General features: G+C 59.2%; 12 protein-coding genes. 6 read left to right on the top strand and 6 right to left on the bottom strand.

Features of this window, described 5'->3' with window-relative positions:
* Positions 1-91: 91 nt before the first annotated feature.
* Positions 92-895 carry an AraC family transcriptional regulator gene (locus tag Q0K10_RS12975; protein WP_294507759.1) on the bottom strand — a complete coding sequence of 268 codons (804 nt, stop codon included), beginning with the start codon at positions 893-895 and terminating at the stop codon, positions 92-94.
* 95 nt (positions 896-990) lie between these two features.
* On the opposite strand from Q0K10_RS12975, the gene Q0K10_RS12970 reads away from it, so the two are divergent.
* Positions 991-3537: a GH116 family glycosyl-hydrolase gene (locus Q0K10_RS12970; protein ID WP_294507757.1), complete on the top strand. Its 2547-nt coding sequence runs from the start codon at positions 991-993 to the stop codon at positions 3535-3537.
* A 15-nt stretch (positions 3538-3552) separates the two neighbouring features.
* Here the strand turns inward: Q0K10_RS12970 and Q0K10_RS12965 are convergent, their stop codons facing one another.
* The 3 genes from Q0K10_RS12965 to Q0K10_RS12955 all read right to left on the bottom strand — a co-directional run bounded on the left by Q0K10_RS12965 (position 3553) and on the right by Q0K10_RS12955 (position 8705).
* A complete protein-coding gene (locus Q0K10_RS12965) occupies positions 3553-4737 on the bottom strand; it encodes a trypsin-like peptidase domain-containing protein (protein ID WP_294507755.1) in 1185 nt (394 codons plus the stop codon).
* Positions 4738-4825: 88 nt separating this feature from the next.
* Positions 4826-6223 (bottom strand): serine hydrolase, encoded by a 1398-nt coding sequence (locus Q0K10_RS12960; protein ID WP_294507753.1) that lies wholly within the window; start codon positions 6221-6223, stop codon positions 4826-4828.
* A gap of 10 nt (positions 6224-6233) precedes the next feature.
* Entirely contained in the window at positions 6234-8705 is a 2472-nt protein-coding gene (locus Q0K10_RS12955; protein WP_294507751.1) for a glycoside hydrolase family 2 protein, read from the bottom strand.
* 198 nt (positions 8706-8903) lie between these two features.
* On the opposite strand from Q0K10_RS12955, the gene Q0K10_RS12950 reads away from it, so the two are divergent.
* The 5 genes from Q0K10_RS12950 to Q0K10_RS12930 all read left to right on the top strand — a co-directional run bounded on the left by Q0K10_RS12950 (position 8904) and on the right by Q0K10_RS12930 (position 17731).
* Complete coding sequence (locus Q0K10_RS12950; RefSeq protein ID WP_294507749.1) at positions 8904-9866, top strand: LacI family DNA-binding transcriptional regulator; 963 nt, start codon at positions 8904-8906, stop codon at positions 9864-9866.
* A complete protein-coding gene (locus Q0K10_RS12945; RefSeq protein WP_294507746.1) occupies positions 9863-11872 on the top strand; it encodes a DUF6311 domain-containing protein in 2010 nt (669 codons plus the stop codon). The genes Q0K10_RS12950 and Q0K10_RS12945 overlap by 4 nt, the downstream gene beginning before the upstream one ends.
* A gap of 316 nt (positions 11873-12188) precedes the next feature.
* Entirely contained in the window at positions 12189-13226 is a 1038-nt protein-coding gene (locus Q0K10_RS12940) for a LacI family DNA-binding transcriptional regulator (RefSeq protein WP_294507744.1), read from the top strand.
* Entirely contained in the window at positions 13223-16984 is a 3762-nt protein-coding gene (locus tag Q0K10_RS12935) for a LamG-like jellyroll fold domain-containing protein (RefSeq protein WP_294507742.1), read from the top strand. Before Q0K10_RS12940 ends, Q0K10_RS12935 begins: the two co-directional genes overlap by 4 nt.
* 27 nt (positions 16985-17011) lie before the next feature.
* Positions 17012-17731: a type II secretion system protein gene (locus Q0K10_RS12930; protein ID WP_294507740.1), complete on the top strand. Its 720-nt coding sequence runs from the start codon at positions 17012-17014 to the stop codon at positions 17729-17731.
* 33 nt (positions 17732-17764) lie between these two features.
* Here the strand turns inward: Q0K10_RS12930 and Q0K10_RS12925 are convergent, their stop codons facing one another.
* Both Q0K10_RS12925 and Q0K10_RS12920 read right to left on the bottom strand, forming a co-directional pair.
* Positions 17765-19981 (bottom strand): pyruvate formate lyase family protein, encoded by a 2217-nt coding sequence (locus Q0K10_RS12925; RefSeq protein ID WP_294507738.1) that lies wholly within the window; start codon positions 19979-19981, stop codon positions 17765-17767.
* A gap of 8 nt (positions 19982-19989) precedes the next feature.
* A complete protein-coding gene (locus Q0K10_RS12920; protein ID WP_294507736.1) occupies positions 19990-20931 on the bottom strand; it encodes a glycyl-radical enzyme activating protein in 942 nt (313 codons plus the stop codon).
* Positions 20932-21124 lie beyond the last annotated feature (193 nt).

The raw sequence follows: 21124 nt of genomic DNA, 5'->3' as shown, positions 1-21124 counted from the left end.
TTTTGACGCAAAAAAAAAAAAGAAATAAAAACAAAAAACACAAAACTTTTGAAAATGGCTCTTAAAAAAAAAAAAAAAAAAAAAAAAAAAATCAGAATTGATTGTTCCGGCACTCCCGCGGCGACATCCCGGTGTGCCGCCGGAAAAAACGCGAAAAGTAAAATTCATTGCTGAATTCCAATTTCGCCGCAGTCTCCTTCACCGACAATCCTCCGCGACGCAGCAATTGTTCCGCCCTCCGGCAGAGTTCCGAGGCGAGAAACTCCTTCAAAGTCCGCCCGAAATCACGCTTGAATTCGCGGCTTAGCCGGTCGTAGGAACGCCCTGCGGCCAATGCGAGATCCGCAGCGCTGCTTTGCGCTGTCGCCTCCTCACGCACATATTCCAGAAGAGTGCCGTAGCGCTCCTTCAAATGTTTCCGCCATGCCCACTCCAGCGTCACTTGCGACGCAACTGCGCCCAGCAGACCACAGATGAACTGCTCCAGCTGAAAAAACGTCTCCCAGCCCGGCAAAGCCGCGGCAAGCGCCGAGGCCTTTTCCAGAGTGTCCAATTCCAATTGAAACTCCGAACAATGAGGATTCCCGGCAAACAGATCGACACCGGGCAACGCTTCCAGCTGAAAGTGAAAACTGAAAAAACGAAATCCTTCCGGAAAATCAAACTCCAGATCCAGTTCCGGCGGCATGAAATATCCATATCCCGGACGCAGCACCAGAGACTCCCCGCTCGTGTGATTCGCCAAACTCCCCTCCCCTGCCCGAACCAGAAAAAGACGGTTGCAGCGATAACTGTTCCGCCCGCTCCAGACGAAATCCGCCTCCCCGAATTCCGTGAAATTCCAGCTCACATCCCGAAACAGCCGAGTCAGTTCATCATGACGCGCAAGTCCCATAAAAAGATATGCCTTTCCCGAAATCGTCTATTCCATTTTGAACTTTTATACCATAAATTATCAGTAAATCGAAAAAAAGCAACCGGGAGGACCCCATGAAATACGATCAGAATCATCGTTCCGCCATCTCATTCCCGCTCGGAGGCATCGGAACCGGTTCCATCGGACTCTCCGGCTCCGGTCATCTCGTCGACTGGGAGATCGAAAATCACCCGAACAAAGAGAGTTCCAACCGGTACAGCCACTTCGCAATCAAAGCCGAAGCCGACGGACAAGTGCTCGATGCCAGAATCCTGAACGGTGATCTCCCGCCTCCCTACATCGGCCGTCCCTCACCCGCTGAAATCGTGGCCGGATACAATCACTGCGGATTCGGTTACGGAGTGAAAGCCGATCTGCTCCCCGGATTGCCGCATTTCCGCGACACCAGCTTCGAGGGGGAATTCCCCGTTGCGACCATGCAGTTCAAAGACCCCGGATTCCCCGGAGAAATGACTCTGCGCGCATTCAATCCGTTCATTCCGCTGAACTCCTTTGATTCATCGCTGCCGGGAGCGCTCTTTGAATTCACGGTTCGCAACACCTCTCAAAGAGCCATCACCTATACTCTGGCCGGTTCGCTGAGCGCCACGCCCGGACGCTTCCGATCCACTCTGAACGCCTCCCTCCTGACTCTGAAGTCGGAGGAATCGCCGGAGTCGGTTCATTACGGCGAGCTCGCACTAACTGCGACCGGAGGGGATTCCGTTTCCGGACAGGCAAGCTGGTTCCGCGGTTCCTGGCGGGACGACCTGAACATGTTCTGGAATGACTTCACCCGGCCCGGCCCGTTCCGGGAGCGCTCATTCGACACTCCGGGCGAACGCGAAACCGGAACGGTCGCCCCCCGGTTCGATCTCGCTCCCGGCCAGAGCCGCTGCATCGTCTTCGCACTCGCCTGGTACTTTCCCAATCGCCGCAACGACTGGAATCCCGGAGAATACGCCGATGCAATCTGGAAAAACTGGTACGCAACACAATTCGCTAATGCCGCGGAAGTTGCAGCATACCTGACCAGCAACTACCGGCGTCTCCGCCGGGAAACATTCCGCTTCCGTTCGGCGCTCACAGACTCAACGCTGCCGCCGGAGGTGATCGATGCGGTTTCCGCCAACCTGTCGACTCTGAAATCCCCGACCTGCCTGCGGCTCGAAAACGGCGCATTCTATGCGTTCGAAGGGAGTCAGAGCCTCGTCGGGAGCTGCGAAGGCTCCTGTACGCATGTCTGGAATTATGCCTATGCGCTGCCCTATCTCTTCCCGGATCTGGAGCGTTCCATGCGTGAACTCGACTTTACGTACAACTTCCGGGAGGATGGCGGGCTCAGCTTCCGCCTGCAGCTCCCGCCCGGACGCAAACCTTCCGCATTCCGGTCGTGTGTCGACGGTCAGATGGGCGGCGTCATCAAGACCTGCCGCGAATGGAAAATCTGCGGGGATACCGCCTGGCTCAAACGATGGTATCCGGCCGTCAGGCGTTCGCTCGAATATGCGTGGAGCCCGGCCAATCCCGATCGCTGGGACCCGGAACAATCCGGCGTGATCACCGGACGCCAGCACCATACGCTCGATGTCGAGCTGTTCGGTGCAAACTCCTGGCTCACAGGTTTTTACCTTGCAGCACTCAAAGCCGGAGCAGAAATGGCCGACGCGCTCGGGGAAACGGCCGACGCCGAACTCTACCGTTCCATCTTCGAACGCGGCCGCAAACGGATGGAGGACGAACTCTTCAATGGAGAATATTACATCCAGAAAATCGACCTCTCCGACCGGACATTGCTCAACTCCTTCGACGGAGCGGACACCTGCTACTGGAACGACGAAACCCACGAAATCAAATACCAGATCGGCAACGGATGTCTCATCGATCAGGTTCTCGCCCAGTGGCATGCGGACCTGATCGGACTCGGCGACATCTTCTCCCCCGACCGTGTTGCGTCCGCGCTGCTCGCGATTCACCGCTGGAACTATCAGCCGACCCTGCGGAACTACGCGAATTTCTGGCGGGTTTTCGGACTCAACGACGAAGCCGGGACCGTCATCTGCAGCTGGCCGCACGGCGACATGCCCGCCATCCCGGTTCCGTACGCCACCGAAACCATGCACGGATTCGAATATCAGGCCGCCTGTCACCTGATTCTGCGCGGTTTTCCCGAGCTGGGGCTGGAGATGGTCCGGGCTGTCCGCGACCGTTACGACGGCGTCAAACGCAACCCGTGGAATGAAATCGAATGCGGCAGCAACTACGCCCGTTCGATGGCCAGTTACGCACTGCTCGCGGCATTCAGCGGATTCCGCTGCAATCTCGCAGAACAAACGGTTCGTTTTGCCCCCATCCCATTCGAAGGGAATGAATTCCGCTGCTTCTGGAGCGCGGGCAGCGGCTGGGGCGTCTATCACCGCAACAACGACTTCGACGAAGTCGAGCTCCTCGCCGGTTCTCTCAAACTCCGGCGGCTCGAACTCGATTGCGCGGAGCAAGTCGAAGACCTCCGGCTCGAAGGCAGACCCGTCGCGTGGACCCGCGAACAGGGCGCACTCCGCTTCGAACCCGGAATCGAAATCGTCCCGGGGAATCCGCTCCGCATCATCCGGAAAGCGTAATTCCGCGCAAAGGAGCTACATCCACTCGCCGGCGGCCTGAAAATCCTGACGGGCTCCGGCGCTGCGGCGAAACCAGTTGCGGGGAGCGGCCTCAAGCCGGATCTTCTCCTCGCACGTCTTGCCGGAACGCAGAAACTTCACGGTCATTTCGTCTCCGGGCTCCGATGAATAGACCCGGCTCTGGATGTCTCCGGCGCTGTCAACCGGCTCGCCGCCGAGTTCGAGAATCACATCGCCGCGGCGCAAAACCCCTGCCGCAGGAGAGTCGCGGAAAATCTGAGAAACCCCGACGCCGTGTTCCACATCGAGCTGCCTGCGAACCTGACGCGAAAGCGGCTCGAGTACCACACCAAGCCAGGGACGGCGCACCTGGCCGTGCTTGATCATCTCTTCAGCCACATGCTGCGCGAGATCCGAACTGATTGCGAAACTGATTCCGACACTCCCCCCGGACGGCGAAAAGATGAAATCGTTCACTCCAATCACTTCTCCGGACAGATTCAGCAGCGGTCCGCCCGAATTCCCCGGGTTGATCGACGCATCGGTCTGGATGTAACTCTCGTGCAGATTCACGCCGACGCCGCGCCGTTTCATGCCGGAAACGACGCCAACCGTCACCGACCGGCTCAGACTGAACGGAGCGCCGATCGCAATCGCCCAGTGACCGATCTTCACCTTGTCGACATCGGCGAATTTCAGCGTTTCGAACTTTCGATCTTCGGTTTCGATTTTCAGGAGCGCGAGATCGGACGGGGGATCCACACCCACCACCTTCGCCTGAAACTCTTCGCCGTCATTCGTGGTAATGTAGAACGAATCCTGGTCGCGGACAACGTGGAAGTTCGTCAGAATATATCCATCCTCCCGGATGAAAAAACCGGACCCCTGTCCCGTCGGAACATCGCGGTATTCAATCCGGCTGCGATAGTAATCCACCGGCGAAACAACTCCGACCCGCTTCTGGGCGGTGATCAGCACAACCGCGGGCATCGTCTTTTCCACCGTGGAAGCGAAAGCATCCTGAAGATTCGACGCGGCCGCGTGTGCTTCCGCATCCGACCGCAGCTTCGCGTCCGGAGAAGGCGACGACGGCGCCCCGGCCGACGCACTCTCCGGAAATCCTCCCACAACCCCGAGCGTCAGAAGCGCTCCGGCACAAGCCGCAAAAAATACGGCGGAAAGCAACATCTTATCTCTCATTTTCACCTCCGGTATAAAATTTCAGAATATAACGCCCGTCCCGAAAAATCAACCCTCCGGAAGTCAAAAAATTACGATTTTCTGTCGTCTACTCCTGTCGACGCCCGGTGAGAACGGGCCAGTCAGCTGTCCGGAAACAGAGATTCGCCGTGCGCGCAAGCGTCACGGATTCCGCACCGATCTCCAGCCGGAAATCCCACTGAAACGGCGTTTCGTAACAGCATGCGAGCAACTCGAACTCCCGGTCGGAAATCCGGCGCACACTGGCCGCAATCCGGCGCGGCATCGGTTCATGCCAGGTCGGCAGATTGTCGGCCAAATACCCGTATCCGGCTCGCAAAGTCTCCCCGTCAAGCGTGAGCTCCACGTGATCATCGAAGGAGACGAATTCGAGGTTCCGGAAATGCAAGTCGTTTTCGTCCAGAAGATAACGCTGCATCTCAAGTTTCATCCCGACAGAGGCGAGAATCGGCATCGCCCAGGCGTCAAGCTCGTTCCGGAGTGCGGAAACGTCTCCGGGCGCGGGCGGCAGCGCCGACTCTCCGGCGCCGGGCAGCAGAAGATCCCAGACCAGATCGAGAATCTGCTGCATGTTGCGCAGCCCGGAAGTGATCGCCAACGCCATGTCCTGTTCCGGCATTGCGATCGCATACTGCCCGAACGCGCCGTCGCCTCGAAACGCATTGTGCCGGCAGCGCCAGAACTGAAATCCATACCCGACCTTCCAGTCCGGCTGGTCGTTCATCGAATTGTCCGCCTGCACGCTCGTTGCCTGCTTGAAATACTCCGCAGGAATGATTTGCCGCCCGTTGCGCCGCCCCCCTTCCAGCAGACATTGCGCGAAGGAGGCGATCTCTTCGGTCGTGAGATTGAATCCCCAACCACCGGTTTCGATCCCCTGCGGGGAAAGTTCCCACAGCCGCGGTGCAATTCCAAGCGGCTCGAACAGTCGCGGACGCAGATAGTCGCAGAGAGACTCACCCGTCGTATGAACAACGGCGGCGGCAAGCATATAACTCGCCCCGGAGTTGTAGCAGAAATGCGTTCCGGGCTCATACGCGAGCTCCGTCTGAAAAAACGCCCGCTCCCAGTCCGGCTTCCCCTGTATGTCATCCATCGTGCAGTGGTCGTGACCGGAACTCATCGACAGAAGATGACGGATCCGCATGGTTTCGAACTTCGGATCGATCCGCTCCGGCAGTTTGTCGCGAAAAAGGTCGACGAGACGTGCATCAAGCGATAATTTCCCCTCCGCACAGGCAAACCCCACCGCGCAGGAGGTGAAACTCTTGCTGAGCGAAAAGAGCATGTGCGGAACCTCCGGCGCATACGGTTTTTTCCACCCCTCCGCAATCACGCGGCCATGGCGCATCACCATGACGCTGTGAACGGAATCGAGTTCCCCGAGCGCCTCGACAAAACGCCGGAGAACCACCGAAGAAACCCCTTCGGCCTCCGGAATCGAACGCGGCAGAATCCTGCTCATGATGCCCCCCTCAGTTGTAGGTTTTTCGCAGAAAGTTGACCGCCAGAGAGTTCCGGAGCGCGGCGGCGCTGGTCTTTTCCTTCGGACGGAACGCGAGGCGCCTGGGTTCGCCGGGCAGAAGCGTCAGAGAGTTGTCGCTGAAAATGCCCGGAATTCCCGGCGTGTCGAGCGTGACGAAAAATACCGGCTTGTCGGTGGAGAGCGCAACTTCGAACGTCCCGGGCTCTCCCTCCCGCACCTCGCACGTGACCTCGGCGGGACGGAATGCACAGCGCTTGAACACAGCAAAGAAAAAGCTGTTCTCATGAACCGGAACCGGCTCCTCCGCGCACACGGTCGTCGTGACGAGCTCCATAAAGCACTCTTCCGGATCGAATCCTTCGAAGTCGACGGGGCGGAACGTCCTGACGCATTTGCTTTCGCCCGGCTTGAGCGATGCGGAAACTTCAAACCGTTTGAGCGGCTTTCCCTCAAAATCATAGACCGTCGCGACCACCGTCGCCCGACATTTCCACCGCAGGTCGCTCGTGACGAAAAGCCGGATCATCCCGTCCTCCGGGTCACGATAGGCGACACCGATCACCGGCGCATAGAATCGTTTCGCATGATAGTGCAACTGCTTCCACTTGCCGCCGTACTCGATGCTCGACCAGGACGCCACCGGCCAGTTGTCGTTGAGCTGCCAGTAGATCGTGCCCATGCAGCGCGGTTTGAGCGTGCGCCAGAACTCCACGCCGGTCTTGATCGCCAGCGCCTGCTGTACCTGCGAGAGATAGAGGAAGTCCGCAAAACTCTCCGGCATGCGGAAGTAGCGGCCGAACATGCCGATGATCGGCGCATTGCCGCGCACACACTTCTGATGGTGATCCATCACCGGAGAAAAGACGTTGCGCTGGTCGGGCGGGCAGAATTTCTCGACCGTTTCGAGCGACGGGAACGACTGATAGCCGAACTCGGAGCAGAAGCGCGGACGAACCGTGTAGTACGCATCAAAATCCTTGCTGCCGTGCCACACCTCCCAGTAGTGCATGTCGCCGCAGGAGTCGTCATGCCAGCCGTCGTTGAAGTTGTTCGGACCGCCGCAGGGCGAACTCGGCCAGAACATCCGGTCGGGATCGAGTTCCGCAACCTTGCGCTTGAGTTCGCGGTTCAGCCGGTCGTAGTTTACAAGATAGGTCTGGCACTTGTCCTGATCATACCAGCGCGTGGCGCCGATGACCTCGTTGTCGCCGCACCAGATCGCGAGCGAAGCGTGATGCTTCAGCCGCCGGATCTGAAAATCGAGTTCGTCCATCACATTCGCAATGAACTCCTCGGTCGAGGGGTAGAGGCTGCAGGAAAACATCATGTCCTGCCAGATCATCAGTCCCTTGCGGTCGCAGAGCGTGTAGAAGATCTCCTTCTCATACTGGCCGCCGCCCCAGACGCGCAGCATGTTCATGTTCGCAAGCCGGGCCGATTCAAGCAGATCCTCGTAGACAGCGTCTGTCTGGCGCGAGGGGAACGCATCGCAGGGAATCCAGTCAGCGCCCTTGCAGAAAACATCGACCCCGTTGACACGGAAGCGCATCGACACGCCGAATTCATCGGGTTCGTTCACCACCTCTATCGTCCGCAGCCCGATCTCCCTGGTAACAGACTGACAGGCGGTCGAAACCGTCAGCGGATAAAGCGGCTGATCCCCGAGGCCGTTCGGCCACCAGAGACGGGGCCCGGCGACATCGAACTTCATGCGCACGAGATTCCGCCCGGCCTTGAGCGGAGCGTTCACGCTGCGCTCCTCGCCGTTGAACCGGAAGGCGACCGGCAAACGGCACGGTTTTTCCGCAAAAATCTCCGCAACGGCAGTCACGGCGACAAAGTCGCGCTCATGCTTCTGCTCCGTCCAGACCGCGTCGATGCGGCCGCCGTCGACGCCGGTCAGCGTGAGCGGCATGTAAACGCCGCTCACCAGCAGTGTGAGCCCCCAGTCCCAGCCGCCGTGGCAGTGGGGTTTGCGGATCAGATTCAGATTCGGCACCTTGCAGCAACCGTTCATCGGAATGTGGAACGGCATCGTTGCGGCGGCTTTCTTCGCTTCGAGCTCGGGGGATTTGATCCGGATCTCGATCGTATTGACGCCGGGATGCAGCAGGGACTTCACCTCGGGGTGCGCGCAGCTGAACATGTTCTGCATCGAAACAGCCCGTCGGCCGTTGATCCGGATCGTCGCGAACGTGTCGACCATCTCGCAGTTCAGATAGACATACTGCCGTTCAAGCAGACCGGCGGGAACCTCGAACTCCCGTGTAAACGTCCACTCAAACCGGCGAAACTCCTGAACCAGATTTTCATTCCGCCCGAAGTGCGGATCGGGAATCATCCCCGCCGCCAGCAACGCGGAATAGTTGTCTCCGGGCAGCGTGGCCGGAATCGTTTTCCCGCCCCACTCCGGGGTTCCGAGCCGCCACTCGCCGCTCAAATCGATCATCGTCGAATCCATATTTGCCTTCCTCTCACAGGTTGTTGCGTGACATGAAACATCTTCCGGTCGTACAATATATTGAGAAAATACGATTATTCAAGGCGTACGAGGCAGGATTACGTGAAACATAATGTAAAATCATGCAAAAAATGTAAAAACGCTTGTATTTTCTCCCGACCGGAACTATTTTATCCGGAAGGAAGGAAGCGGAGAACGATGCGGTCAACCCTGAAACAGATTGCCGAAGCGACCGGTTACTCCATCGCCACGGTATCCCGCGCGCTGAACGGCTCGCAGAAAATCACGGCCGAGACGAAAAGGGCGGTGCTTCAGCAGGCGCGCCGCTGCGGATACCGTGCGGAGTGCCGCAACGTTGCGCTTATCGTGCCCCGTTTTCAATTTGATGGATATTTCGGCAGCGTGCTGCGTTTTCTGGCGCTGGAACTTTCGCGCATGGGATTTTCCTGCGAAGTCATCGGCTCGGAGAATCTGGAGATTCTGGAAGAGCATTCGTTCTGCGGAGCGATTTCGATCATGGCCCAGAACGGGCTTGAGCGTTACTGGGGAAACCGCCACATCATGCCGCTGGTCTGCATCAATACGCAGCCGCGCCACCTCGACGGGATCTACACGGTCGCGTCGAATGACGAACAGGGCGTCCGGATCGGGATTGAACATCTGATCCGGCTCGGACATCGGCGCATCGGGCGATTCGGCGGATTCGCGAGTTTCCACGACCCCTCGAACTGGAACAGCGTAAACCGGGAACAGGCTTTTCGCAGACTGCTGTCGGAACAGGGTCTGGAACCGGAACTCTACGCATCGAATTCCGGTGGAGTGGCTCCGGCGCTGGATGCGCTCAAATCTTTGCTCGACCGCGGCGTCACGGCGATTGTGACGGTCAACGAAGGGCTGGAACTTGAGACGCTGCACGCGCTCGATCTGCTGTCGGTCCGGGTGCCGGAAGAGGTCTCGGTTCTCTCCTGGACCCAGCCCCACCCTGCGGAATATCTGAAGCCGACGCTCTCAGGAGTGGAACAGAATTTTCCGGAACTCATCCGCGCCGGCTGTGAGATGTTCCGTTCCCTGCTCGCGGGGGAACCGGTCGGCGACATGCTCATCGACTACCGCCTCGCTCCGCGCGGCAGTACGGCGCCGTTCGCAGGAGGACGCCAATGAAGCTGAAATTCAACAGAAACTCCCCTCTGTCGGTGTTTCTCCCGGGAGTGCTGCTCGGTGCAGCGGCCTTCCTGATCAGTTTCGGCTGGCGGGTGCTCGATCCGCAGCGGATCGGCTGGCTGCTGAACCGGGGAGATCCGACGCAGCACTTTCTCGGATGGGTGGCATTCCGGAATTCGCCCTGGAATTTTCCGCTCTGCCTGACCGACATGCTCTCGTACCCCTTTGAGGCTTCGATCGTCTTCACCGATTCGATTCCGCTGTTTGCGCTGCCGTTCAAGCTGTGTCGCGGACTCCTGCCGGAGCAGTTTCAGTACCTCGGGCTCTTCGGGCTGTGCAGTTTCCTGCTGCAGGGAGGATTCGCGGCGCTGCTGCTGCGGCGGTTCACCAAGCGTCTTGTTCCCTGTCTGCTCGGGGCGTTGTTCTTTCTGTTTGCACCGGCACTGTTTTTCCGCATGTACTACCACACGTCGCTCACGGCGCACTGGACGATTCTCGCGGGATTTGCGATCTGGCTCTACACCCGCCCGGAAACACCGCTGCGACGGGTGGTGCTGCTGTGGACGGCGCTCGGATGCGTCACTTTTGCGATTCACCCGTTTCTCGCGGCGATGGTCTGCGGACTTTTTCTCGGACAGATGGTGCAGATCGCCCTCTGCCGCCGGATGCTGGTCCGGCCGCTGCTCGGGACAATGATCTTCGCCGGGATTACCGCGCTTTTCTTCTTCGTGATCGGCGGCTTTCACGGAGTCAGCGAGGGGGCGGGGAAATTCGGTTCGTTCGGAGCGAATTTGAACTCATTCTACAATCCGATGCTGCCGGACGCTCTGCTGAAGCAGCAGCCGGTCCTGCCGGGACAGTACGAGGGGCAGGCGTTTCTCGGCGCCGGAATGCTTCTCCTCGTACTGTTCGCACTGTGTCTCCGGGTCGCGGGGAAACCCTCGGCGTTCCGGCGGCTGACGCCGAAGGGATTCCCCCTCCCCTTCCTCGGAGTCTGCCTTCTCTTCTTCCTCTACGCGCTCTCGATCAAGGTCGCCTGGAACGACCATGTGCTGTACACGATTCCGCTGCCGGAAGCGGCGATTCACCTCTGCAACATCTTCCGGGCCTCCGGACGGTTCATCTGGGTGCCGATGTATGCGCTCATGCTCTTCTCGATTGCGCTGGTGCTGCGCTGCCTCCCGCCCCGCCGCCGGGCGGCGGTGCTGCTGATCGTGCTCGCGGTGCAGGGATTCGGACTTCAACCGATGGTCCGGGCGAGCATGGAACAATTCCGGAATCCGGCCAGGGACCCGGTTCCAGATCCGCTCCGGGCGCGCTTCATGCGCTCTCTGCCGGAAAAAATCCGCCTGTTCGCCCTGATTCAGGGCTCTGAATACGAGTTGCTGGAACCGGGATATTTTCTTCTGCAAAATGGGATTCCGCTCAGCGATTTCTACTTTTCGCGCCCGGAGCCGCGTCCGAAGACGATTCGACATGAAATCCTCAGAATGCTCGACGAAAACCGCAGGCTGCCGGATCACATTCTCTATCTCTTCCGGGCACGCCGCCTCATCGGCCGCAGCGGCCTGTACTGCTATGAATTCGGCCAGGGCCTGATCGCCGGCAGCACGGTTCCGGTACCGGGATTCCCTCCTCTGCCGCCCGCACCGGATGCCGGAACGCTCTTCATCCCCGCATCCCGTTTCGATCCCGAACAGCCCCGTGTCCGCCTCAGCCTCGCCGCCGGAGAAAAGGGGCGCGTCACGGGAATTCCGCTGGCGGCCTGCCGATACCGTCTTCTGCTCCGGGGCGAGAATCCGGAAAGCTGCCGGGGGTGGATTGCCGGGATTCCAGTTACCCTGCAATCGGCCGGTTCCGGAAAAGCCTCCGGCGAATTCGTTCCGACAACTCCCGCTCCCGAAGCGACTATCGAGATTCAGGCCGGGGAGCAACCCGCCTCCATTTTTCAAATCGAACTTACGCCACTCTCCACGCCTCCCGCCGAAACCAGCGAATCGACATAGGTGCGGACAGGCCGGATCCTCCTCGATTTCGTCGGAAAGATTCCTCCGGAGTCTGATTTTCACACACGGGAACAGCCCCGCTCCCGTTTTTGCATGAGCGGAGGGGGATCTCTGTTCCGGAAAGGGAACCGCACGATTCACTCCTTTTTCCGAAACAGCATTTTTTCCTTTTTTTTTCATCCGACCCCTTGACAAACAGATCCATTCCGGGTATAATTGTATACGTATACCATAAAAAATCGCGCAGTTTACTTGTCCGGTTTTTATTTTTTTAATTGGCGATGTATACGTATACATCCTTATTGAAAGGGGTAGAATGCTGGTCAATCAGAAATTCATCGCGGAGCGGGCGGGAGTCAGTCAGAAGACGGTTTCGCTCTACTTCCGGGAACCGGGAAAGATCGCGGAGCGCACCCGGAACCGGATCGGCACAGTGGTACGGCAGTACCACTACCTGCCGAATCTCGCGGCGCGCTCGATCCGGAGCCGGAAATTCAACCGGATCGCCTGCGTGGTGATGCAGTACGGCGACCGGAGCAAGGTGATTCATCCCCATCTGATGGCTTATCTGAACGGAGCGGCTTCGGAGTTGTCGGCGGCGGGATATTCGCTGCTGTTCGAACCGGTCTATGTGTCGCAGCCGGGTTTCAAGGTGCACTTTCCGGAGTTTTTCGACTCGATCTCGGTCGATGGGATCATCGGGATTCCGGGCAGCTGGATTCCGCCGGAAATCAATGCGCGGGTGCGGCAGCTGGAACTTCCGACCGTCTGGCTGAACTGCCGGTCAACGGACGCGGAAACCGTCTGTCTGGAATTTGACGAGGCGGCCGGCGTGCGGGAACTGGTTCATCACCTGCTCCAGCAGGGAAAACGGCGCCTGGCATGGTTCGGACCGGATTTCACCATGGATTCCGCCGTTCACTACTCTTCGCGCGACCGCTACACGGCACTGAGTGCGGAACTGACCGCGGCAGGCGGAACCCTTGTACGTTCCGTATTTGCGCGTTTCGGCGAACAGCTCCCGTCGAAGGCGGCCGCCTTCGCGGAAAGTTCCGGAGAATTCGACGCGGTGATCTGCTACAACTTCGACTACCGCGACGCCATTCTCTGGACGCTGATTCAAAGCGGCGTCAACCCCATGGGATTTCCGCTGGTGCACTTCGCCTCCAGCTGGGAGGAACGGGGGATTTACGATTTTTTCGATTACGTCATGCTTCCGGAGGCCGAACTCGGACGGCGCGGCGCCCGGTTCATTCTGAGCCGGCTGCGGGGGGACTCGGGAGAGGAATTTCTGCGCCCGCCCGCTGGAACGTTACATATCGCGGAACGATCATCGACGAGGAGTTCATTATGAAAAAAAACCGTTTCCACCTGATCTGCGCCCTGACGGGAAGCTGCACCGCGCTCTGGGCGGCTCCACTCAACGAGGGAGTGCTCTTCCACGCCCCCCTCGAACCGGAAAATCCCGTGGCTTACGCCGAAGGCTCCAGACAGCCGCAGAAAGAGCCCGCATTCACTCCGGGCGGCCGCCTCGGCAGCGGCGTGAAAATCGAGGGCGAACCGCTGCGGTTCAACAACGTCGCCAACCTCGACCTGCGGGCGGGAACCGTCGCGTTCTGGGTCAAACCCGCCTGGGACGGCGCGACGAAACAGGATGAGTGGACACTCTTCCGGGCGGTTCACTTGAACGGCGCCTACACGGCGCACTCGAAGGTGCTCTTCTTCATGACCGGGACGACGATCCCGGAAAAGGGATTCGTCTGGGATTACTCGACCGCGACCAACCGCGTGAACCAGTGGAAGCGGGATGAATGGCATCACGTCGCCTTCACCTGGAACCGGGACACCGGCGAAAAGGCGATCTGGATCGACGGAGAACCCGCGGTTCGGCAGAAGGGGAAATACTTCCCGACTTCGATCTCCAGCTCCGCTCCGATCGAATTCGGAATCAATGCGCCCGGCGTCTATGATGAGATCACGATCTGGAACCGCCCGCTGAGCGCGTCCGAAATCAGTCGACTTGCCGTCAAGCCGGAAGAGGCGGCACGCGAACTCGCCGGGAATATGGAAAGCGCGCAGCCGCCGAAACCCGAAGCCGCGCCGCTGCTCGAACAGTTGAGTTTCTACGCCTCGCTCCAGAACTCCACCGCTCCGGACCGCTCCACCGGGACGTTCCGCAATCAACAGAAAACCCCCGCCGCCTTCGCCTCCGGTATCGTCGGGAACGGCGCGAAACTCGCCCGTGTGGATTTCAATTCGAACGACGTCGTCGATCCCGCCGCCGGAACCGTCTCCTTCTGGTTCCGGCCGGGTCCCGAATGGCTCGACCGCAAGGGGAATTTTCACTACTTCCGGGCCGGCCACCTTGCGCTGACGCTCTTTCCGGACGGGATCAGCTTCATGACCGGCCGCACCGACGACGGTAAATTCCACTGGGATTACAGCTGCGGCACAAGTTCGATCCGCAGCTGGAAGCCGGGCGAATGGCACCATTTCGCAGTCACCTGGGATCGCAACGCGCAGCAGAAGGCGATCTGGCTCGACGGAGAATTGGCGAAAATGAGTAAAACCACCGTATTTCCGGACCGGATTCAGCCGGAAGGAGAATTCATCTTCGCGGAATTTCCCGGAGAATATGACGAATTCGCGGTCTGGACCCGCGCCCTCGCCCCGGCGGAAATCGCCAAACTCTGCGGCTATCCGGAACTGATTCCAGAAGGACTCGGGCTCGTCGCTGAGCCGGTTGAACGCACTCTGCCCATGCAGTACAAATGCCGCCGGAAACTCGCCGAGGGAACCGATCCCGCCGCCACATTGAAACTGCCGTTGCGCGAACTCTCCCCCGAGTCGACCGTGGTGAAACCCGGAGAGCCGTTCCATGCCGTCATCCGGGTCGAGAACCATTCGCTCAATCCGGTGGAGCTGCCGCTCACGGTCACGCTGCGCAATTTTCACATGGAGCCGGTCGCGACCGAAACCGTTCCGCTCCGGCTCGACGCCAACGCCGTGACCGAACTGAACCGCGCCTTCACGGTTCAGAAGCGCGGCATCTACAAAGTTGAAGTCGCATTTCCGGGGAAGGACGGCAAATCGTGCATCCGCGACGTCGCGAGCTTCGGCTGCTGGGAGAAACGGCAGGAGCCCGATCCGGACAGCTTTTTCGGGAATCACGTAAACAGCTGGGCAGAAGGCGCCTTTCTGCGGCAGGCCGCCAAACTCGGCTTGAACTGGATGCGCAACCACAACATGCTGCAGGCCACCTGGTGGGAGCACGCCCAGCCGAAACCCGGCCCCTTCGAGTGGCGCGGCGATGCGGTTCTCAAGGAACTCAGGGAACTCAACATGCCGGTTCTGGGGCAGCTCTTCACGACGCCGAACTGGGCGGCGGCCGGCGGACCGCGTCCCGAATCCAAAGGTTACAACTCCTGTTTCCGCCCCGATCCCGCCGCATTCGAAACCTACGTTTATGAGACCGTGAAACGCTACCGCGGGCAGATTCGATACTGGGAGATCTGGAACGAGCCCGACGTGAGCATGTTCTGGAAAGGGACCCCCGAGGAGTTCGCCGAGCTCGTCCAGATTGCGGTTCGCGCGGCCCGCAGGGCCGATCCCGAGGCGAAGATCATGGCGGCAGGCTTCCCGACCGTCGCACGTGTCTGGCACCGCCGCGCCGCGAAAGCCGGGGCGTTGAAAAATCTCGACATCCTTTCGATCCACATCTACGCCGGTCAGCAGGAGCCCGAGGCGAAACTCGATAAAATTCAGGACGCGCTCAACCACTTCAACGCCCTCCTCAAGGAGTACGGCGACGGCCGGGAGCTGCCGGTGTGGGACTCGGAGGGAGGCGTCGAAAGCACGACCTTCCTGCGCGGCGTCGATTTTCCGCTCATCGCGCCCGAAGGGAAGCGCCCCCCGCAAAACTGGCGCGAAACCGCAATCGGAACCGTGCAGTTCGAAGCGATTCTGCAAATGCTCGGAATCGAAAAGAATTTCATGTATTTCCAAAATCGGATCGGGCCGGATCACAATGAAGCCTACTCCAATCTTTCGACCCTCGACGTGAACAACGCCCCGAAACCTTATCTGATGGCCCGCGCCGCCATGCAGGAGCAGCTCGACTACACGAAATTCTTCCGGGCAATCCGGCGGGAAAATCAGCGGTTCTGGGCGCTCGTTTTCCGGCATAAAAGCGATCCGGCACAGAGCCGGGTGCTCTTCTGGTGCGGCCCGGAGGGGAAAATGGAACTTCGCACAACCTGGCCGGGAGGGGGGAAACGCATCGATCTGATGGGGAATGATCTCCCGTTCGATCCGGCCGGCCCCGTCCCGGTCACGGAAGAACCCGCCTATCTCGCGCTGAACGCCGCGGCGGAAGATGTGGCACACGCTCTGGAAAAGGCCGAACTGGCGGTGGAGAATCCCTCCCGTCCCTACGTTCCGGAACATGTCGACACCGGCCACGGCGTGCCGCTGCTGCCGGACTATTCGGCTCCGGCCGAGGCTCCCTCCAAACTCTTCACGGTCGATCTGCGCAGTTTCTGCAACATGGGGCTCGCCGATGAAGTCGCCGGAGACGGCCGGGGCGGCTGGGCCGACGAAGGCGATCTGAACGATATGCGCGACCTCAAAACCGGACGGCGCACATTTTACGGCGTGCCGTTCGACCTCATCGATCCGACGTCGAACAACGGACGTGCGGTCATCACGCTCAAGAGCCGCAACCTGACGCCGAAACTGCCGGAGGCGGTCAACGGAATTCCGGTCAACCGCAAGGTGCGGAACCTCTATTTCCTGCAGTCTGCCTCATGGGGAACGCCGGGTGTGATCGGCAGTTACGTCATCCATTACGCGGACGGGGAAAGTGTCGAAATAGAGATGGACATTCCGAAAAACAACAACAACTGGTGGTTCGGCTACAATCCGAAAGAGGAGTCGCGGCCGATCCCGGTTCAGGTCAGCAATACGATGACCGGAATTCCGGCCTGGCGTTATCTGCGGATGTTCGAGTGGCAGAATCCCCGGACAGACGTGGAGATCCAATCGATCGACGTCCGCTCCCGTTCCGGCCACCAGACGCCGATCGTACTGGCCATCAGCGGTGTGGCGATGTAATCCCATTCAAAGAAAGGAAATGATACCATGAAACCCATTCATCGGCCCTTCTCCTTCTCCGGAATTTCTTCCCGTTGTTTCACCCTCATCGAGCTCCTCGTGGTGATTGCGATCATCGCGATTCTGGCCTCGATGCTTCTACCGGCCCTGAACCAGGCGCGGGAGCGCGCGAAAACGACGACCTGCGTCAACAACATGAAGCAGATCGGGCTGGCCGTGCTCAGTTACATGAGCGACAACAACGAAATCATCCTGCCGATGCATGTGACGGTCTTGAGCGACAATATGGGGGACAACAGCAACCGCTGGTATGTGGCGCTCGTGACAAAGGGTTATCTGCCCGGACCATCGAACTTCCGTTACTACGACACATACAGCAAATCCGGCCGCGCCTGCAAGGTGCTGCAGTGCCCCGGCTACATCAATGAACGGGATGACGACCAGCCGGTCTACGGAATCAACAATCAGATCGGCACCGTTCCGCGGAAACTCGGACTGGTCAAACAGCCTTCGCTCACGCTCTACTCCTGCGAGGCCTCCAGCCAGAACCAGGGAAACGGCGTCTGGGCGATCACGGTTCCATCCGGCGGAAACCGCAGTGTGGTCTCCTACCATGGCGGCGAACAGAACAATGTGCTCTTCATCGACGGTCATGTCGCAACGCTGCGGGTCACGGAAGTGGTCCAGGGGATCGAGGACGACTGGCCGAACTACAACAACGGCAAGGTCAAGTGGCGATATTACTGACCCGACCCGCCGCTGTCGTGAAAAAGCCGTCTGCTACGGGGCGATCCGTTCGGCGCGGCGGATGTACATTTCCTGCTCGCGTGGAGCGAGCTCGACAAACCTGACATTCCAGCCGCAGACGCGGATCTGCAGTCCGGCATATTTTTCCGGATGCTGCTGTGCATCTCGGAGCGTCGCGGCGTCGAAGACGTTGAAGTGGATCGCCAGCCCGTTGTGCGCCATGTAGGTGTGGATCAGGGTCCGCCACGCGGCCAGCCCCTCGTCTCCGGCAACCGCCGACGGGTGCAGCATCACGTCGAGCGGGAAGTCACCGGGGAAACAGCCTGAATCGATGCTTACGGCGGACTCGATCAGCGCGGTGACGCCACTCACATCCGCTCCCTGAACAGGGGAGAGGTTCTTGGACATCTCCTCCCCCGCCAGCCGTCCGTCCGGCGTTGCGCCGGTTTTTTCGCCGAGTTCGATGAACTGCCGGGCCGAATGGGCGGAGGCTTCCCAGATGCCGCCGCGCGCGTTCGGGCGGCCGTTGATCCGTGTGCCGATGAAACGGCTCAGCTGATCGGCGTAACGGTCGACGCTCTCATCGCCGTTTCCGTATTTACGGGAGCTGTTCAGGATCCGGCGGCGGAGTTTTTCGTGTCCCGCCCAGTTCGCCGCGAGAATCTCCCGGAATTCCGCGAGTGTCAGCTCCCGCTTTTCATAGACGAACTCCCGAATCGCGGCAAGCGCGTCCAGCGCGGAACCGAATCCGGCATTCAGCAACGTCGTGTTGTTGTAATAGCTGCCGCGGGAGAACGCGTCCTCGGCCGTTTCAAGGCTGTGAAGAATCGTCGCGGAAAAGAAATTCGCAGGATTGATCTCGTCGAGAAAACGTTCGAAGTCGTTCACACAAAGAATATTATCCTCAATGATCTTCGCAAGCTGCTCGGTATAGGCGCGGTAGAAGTCGTCAAAAGAGCGGAGTTCGTCGAGTTCTCCGGTCCCGACACCGACCGCGAGCCCGGTTCCGGGATCGGTTCCGTTGTGGAACACGAGTTCGATTCCCTTGAGCATGTTCAGGTGTCCACAGGCGGTCTCATTGCTGTTGTGCAGCCCGCGCGCGGCGAATTCGTAGCAGCCGCGGATGTCGCAGTTCCGGGCATCCTCCTCGGTCATACCGAGCCCGGTCATGACATGACGCAGCCCCTCTTCCCCGAGAAACACCAGACTGCTGTTGCCGCGCCGAATCATCTTCAACGCCTGATCGAGAAACCGGTCCGGCGTGTTCGCGGCAATCTTCAACTGGATCTTCGGAGTCGGCACCGAAAGTTTGTCGAACTCCTCCAGAATCAGATAGGAAAGTGCGTTGATGCGGCTCTTCCCCGCCGCATCCGTGCCGCCGAGATAAAAGGGATGTCCCCAGTAGTTGTCGATCGACGCCCACTGCATCATGAAGTAGTCGAAGAGTTCCCGAATCTGGGATTCCGAAAAGTGTCCGCTCGCGATATCCCGTTCGAAATAAGGAAACAGCAGATTATCCAGGTTGCCGAGCGAACGCACCTGCATACGGTCGACGTACTCGCCGAACATGAAGTAGAGATAGACAAAGCAGAGCGCCTCGTAAGTATCGCGCGGCGCGCCGTCGCGCAACTGCCGCAGACATTCGGCCTCGCGTTCGAGGCGTCCGCTGCCGTCTGCGTTGCGCAAGGCGAGACTCCGAAACCGGTCAAGTGTTTCCAGGACGCAAAGATACGTGATCTCCATCCCCTCGAAATACGCCTTCGCGCGCGGCGTCAGCGTCCCCTGCGACTCATGTTTTTTCCGATAAGTGCGCACCCGTTCGAGAATTCCGGGGAATCCGAGCGGCAGAATCGCCTCCCAGTCCGGAACGGAGTGGTCGAAATCGATCCAGATATTGGTCGCGCCGGAGCGCTTGAGCGCCTCCCACAATTCACGATGCTCGACCTTCGTCGCGCAAACCTCCTCGCGAAACCGGTCAAGAACCGGTGTGAGCGGCCGGTCGAACCGGTCATAACAACCGAAAGCCGGAAACCAGTCGTGCGGATTCACATCGATGCGCATGTTGCGGGCGATGAACTCGAAGCAGCGAGCCTTGACCACCGGGCGCGGAAGAGCGGTCAGTTCTTCCGCGAGCGCCAGGGTCTGGTGCTTCAGAGTTTCGTTGTCGAGCCCGGTCGAGGGGTCGAATTCCGGATTCTGGAATTTCCTGTTCAGATATTCCCGATCCTGTTCGAATCTGCCGAATTCCATTGCAAGCCTCACTTTCCATCAGCAAGTTCCAGAGAATGAATGACTTTCAATCCGCGCTCCCGCAGGATCGCGGCACTGCGTTCCAGATCTTCGTAAGAGGGGGAAGCCGCCTCCGGCATGGTGTCGCGCCGACCGACGGCCCGGTATTTCGAACGGGCCAGCGCATGATACGGCAGCAACCGGACGGCGGAGACATGTTTCCTTGCGGCGAGAAAATCCGCCGCACGGGCAATCTCCTCGGCGTTCATGTTAAGTCCCGGCACCTGAATCATGCGAATCTCAATCGGAATTCCGGTTGCGTCGAGACGTTGCAGATTTTCGAGGATCAGCCGGTTGTCACACCCGGTAAACTCCTTGTGACGAACCGGATCGATGCTCTTCAAATCGTAGAGGAAAAGATCGGTGCAGGACAGCACCCGCTCGAACGCTTCCCACGGAACCGCTCCGCTGGTATCGACCGCACAATGAATCGCATCGCGTTTCAGCAGAGAAAGAAGCCGCGCGCAGAATTCGCTCTGAAGCAGCGGCTCCCCGCCGGAGAGCGTCGCGCCGCCGTTCTCCGCGTAAAACATCCGGTCGCGAAGAAACAATTCCGCGGCAGCCTCCGGAGTGATCGTTTTCCCGTAAAGTTCAAGAGCACCAAACATGCACGCGTCCAGACACTTGCCGCAAACCGTGCAGCGCTTCCGGTCAATCCGGTGCTCCGTCGCCGACACCGAATGGCAATCGCACACCTTCGCACATTCGCCGCAATGGATGCAGCAACTCTCATGAAACCCGAGTTCCGGCTTCCCGGAGATCGTCTCGGGATTGTGGCACCAGATACACGAAAGCGGACATCCCTTCAAAAACAGGGTCGTCCGAATGCCCGGCCCGTCATGAACGGCAAACCGCTTGACCTCAACATACCGGCCCGTCACCTGCGACTCCAGATTTTCCGTATCGTTCATCGATTCCATCCTCCTGTTGCCTTGCATATAGTATAATACCAGGATGGCATTTTATGAATAGCAAAAAAAGGAGAATCAATACCGATTTGTGATTTCAAACCGGAAACACGCATTGTGCGCAGCAGCCCAGGCCCCCCCCGCGCCTGAAACCGCCGTGTTTCCGCCGGATTCCGGCTTATTTGGCGAATTTCCA

Source organism: uncultured Victivallis sp. (genome assembly GCF_944391105.1).
In the GTDB taxonomy this organism is placed as follows: domain Bacteria; phylum Verrucomicrobiota; class Lentisphaeria; order Victivallales; family Victivallaceae; genus Victivallis.
Note: the sequence above shows the minus strand (reverse complement) of the source record. Positions and strands in the feature narration are given on the sequence as shown.

Bases quoted from the DNA above. Each gene is read 5' to 3' on its own strand.
- Q0K10_RS12965 (WP_294507755.1), bottom strand. From the start codon at position 4,737: ATGAGAGATAAGATGTTGCTTTCCGCCGTATTTTTTGCGGCTTGTGCC.
- Q0K10_RS12940 (WP_294507744.1), top strand. From the start codon at position 12,189: ATGCTGGTCAATCAGAAATTCATCGCGGAGCGGGCGGGAGTCAGTCAG.
- Q0K10_RS12920 (WP_294507736.1), bottom strand. From the start codon at position 20,931: ATGAACGATACGGAAAATCTGGAGTCGCAGGTGACGGGCCGGTATGTT.
- Q0K10_RS12975 (WP_294507759.1), bottom strand. From the start codon at position 895: ATGGGACTTGCGCGTCATGATGAACTGACTCGGCTGTTTCGGGATGTG.
- Q0K10_RS12925 (WP_294507738.1), bottom strand. From the start codon at position 19,981: ATGGAATTCGGCAGATTCGAACAGGATCGGGAATATCTGAACAGGAAA.
- Q0K10_RS12935 (WP_294507742.1), top strand. From the start codon at position 13,223: ATGAAAAAAAACCGTTTCCACCTGATCTGCGCCCTGACGGGAAGCTGC.
- Q0K10_RS12960 (WP_294507753.1), bottom strand. From the start codon at position 6,223: ATGAGCAGGATTCTGCCGCGTTCGATTCCGGAGGCCGAAGGGGTTTCT.
- Q0K10_RS12970 (WP_294507757.1), top strand. From the start codon at position 991: ATGAAATACGATCAGAATCATCGTTCCGCCATCTCATTCCCGCTCGGA.
- Q0K10_RS12945 (WP_294507746.1), top strand. From the start codon at position 9,863: ATGAAGCTGAAATTCAACAGAAACTCCCCTCTGTCGGTGTTTCTCCCG.
- Q0K10_RS12955 (WP_294507751.1), bottom strand. From the start codon at position 8,705: ATGGATTCGACGATGATCGATTTGAGCGGCGAGTGGCGGCTCGGAACC.
- Q0K10_RS12930 (WP_294507740.1), top strand. From the start codon at position 17,012: ATGAAACCCATTCATCGGCCCTTCTCCTTCTCCGGAATTTCTTCCCGT.
- Q0K10_RS12950 (WP_294507749.1), top strand. From the start codon at position 8,904: ATGCGGTCAACCCTGAAACAGATTGCCGAAGCGACCGGTTACTCCATC.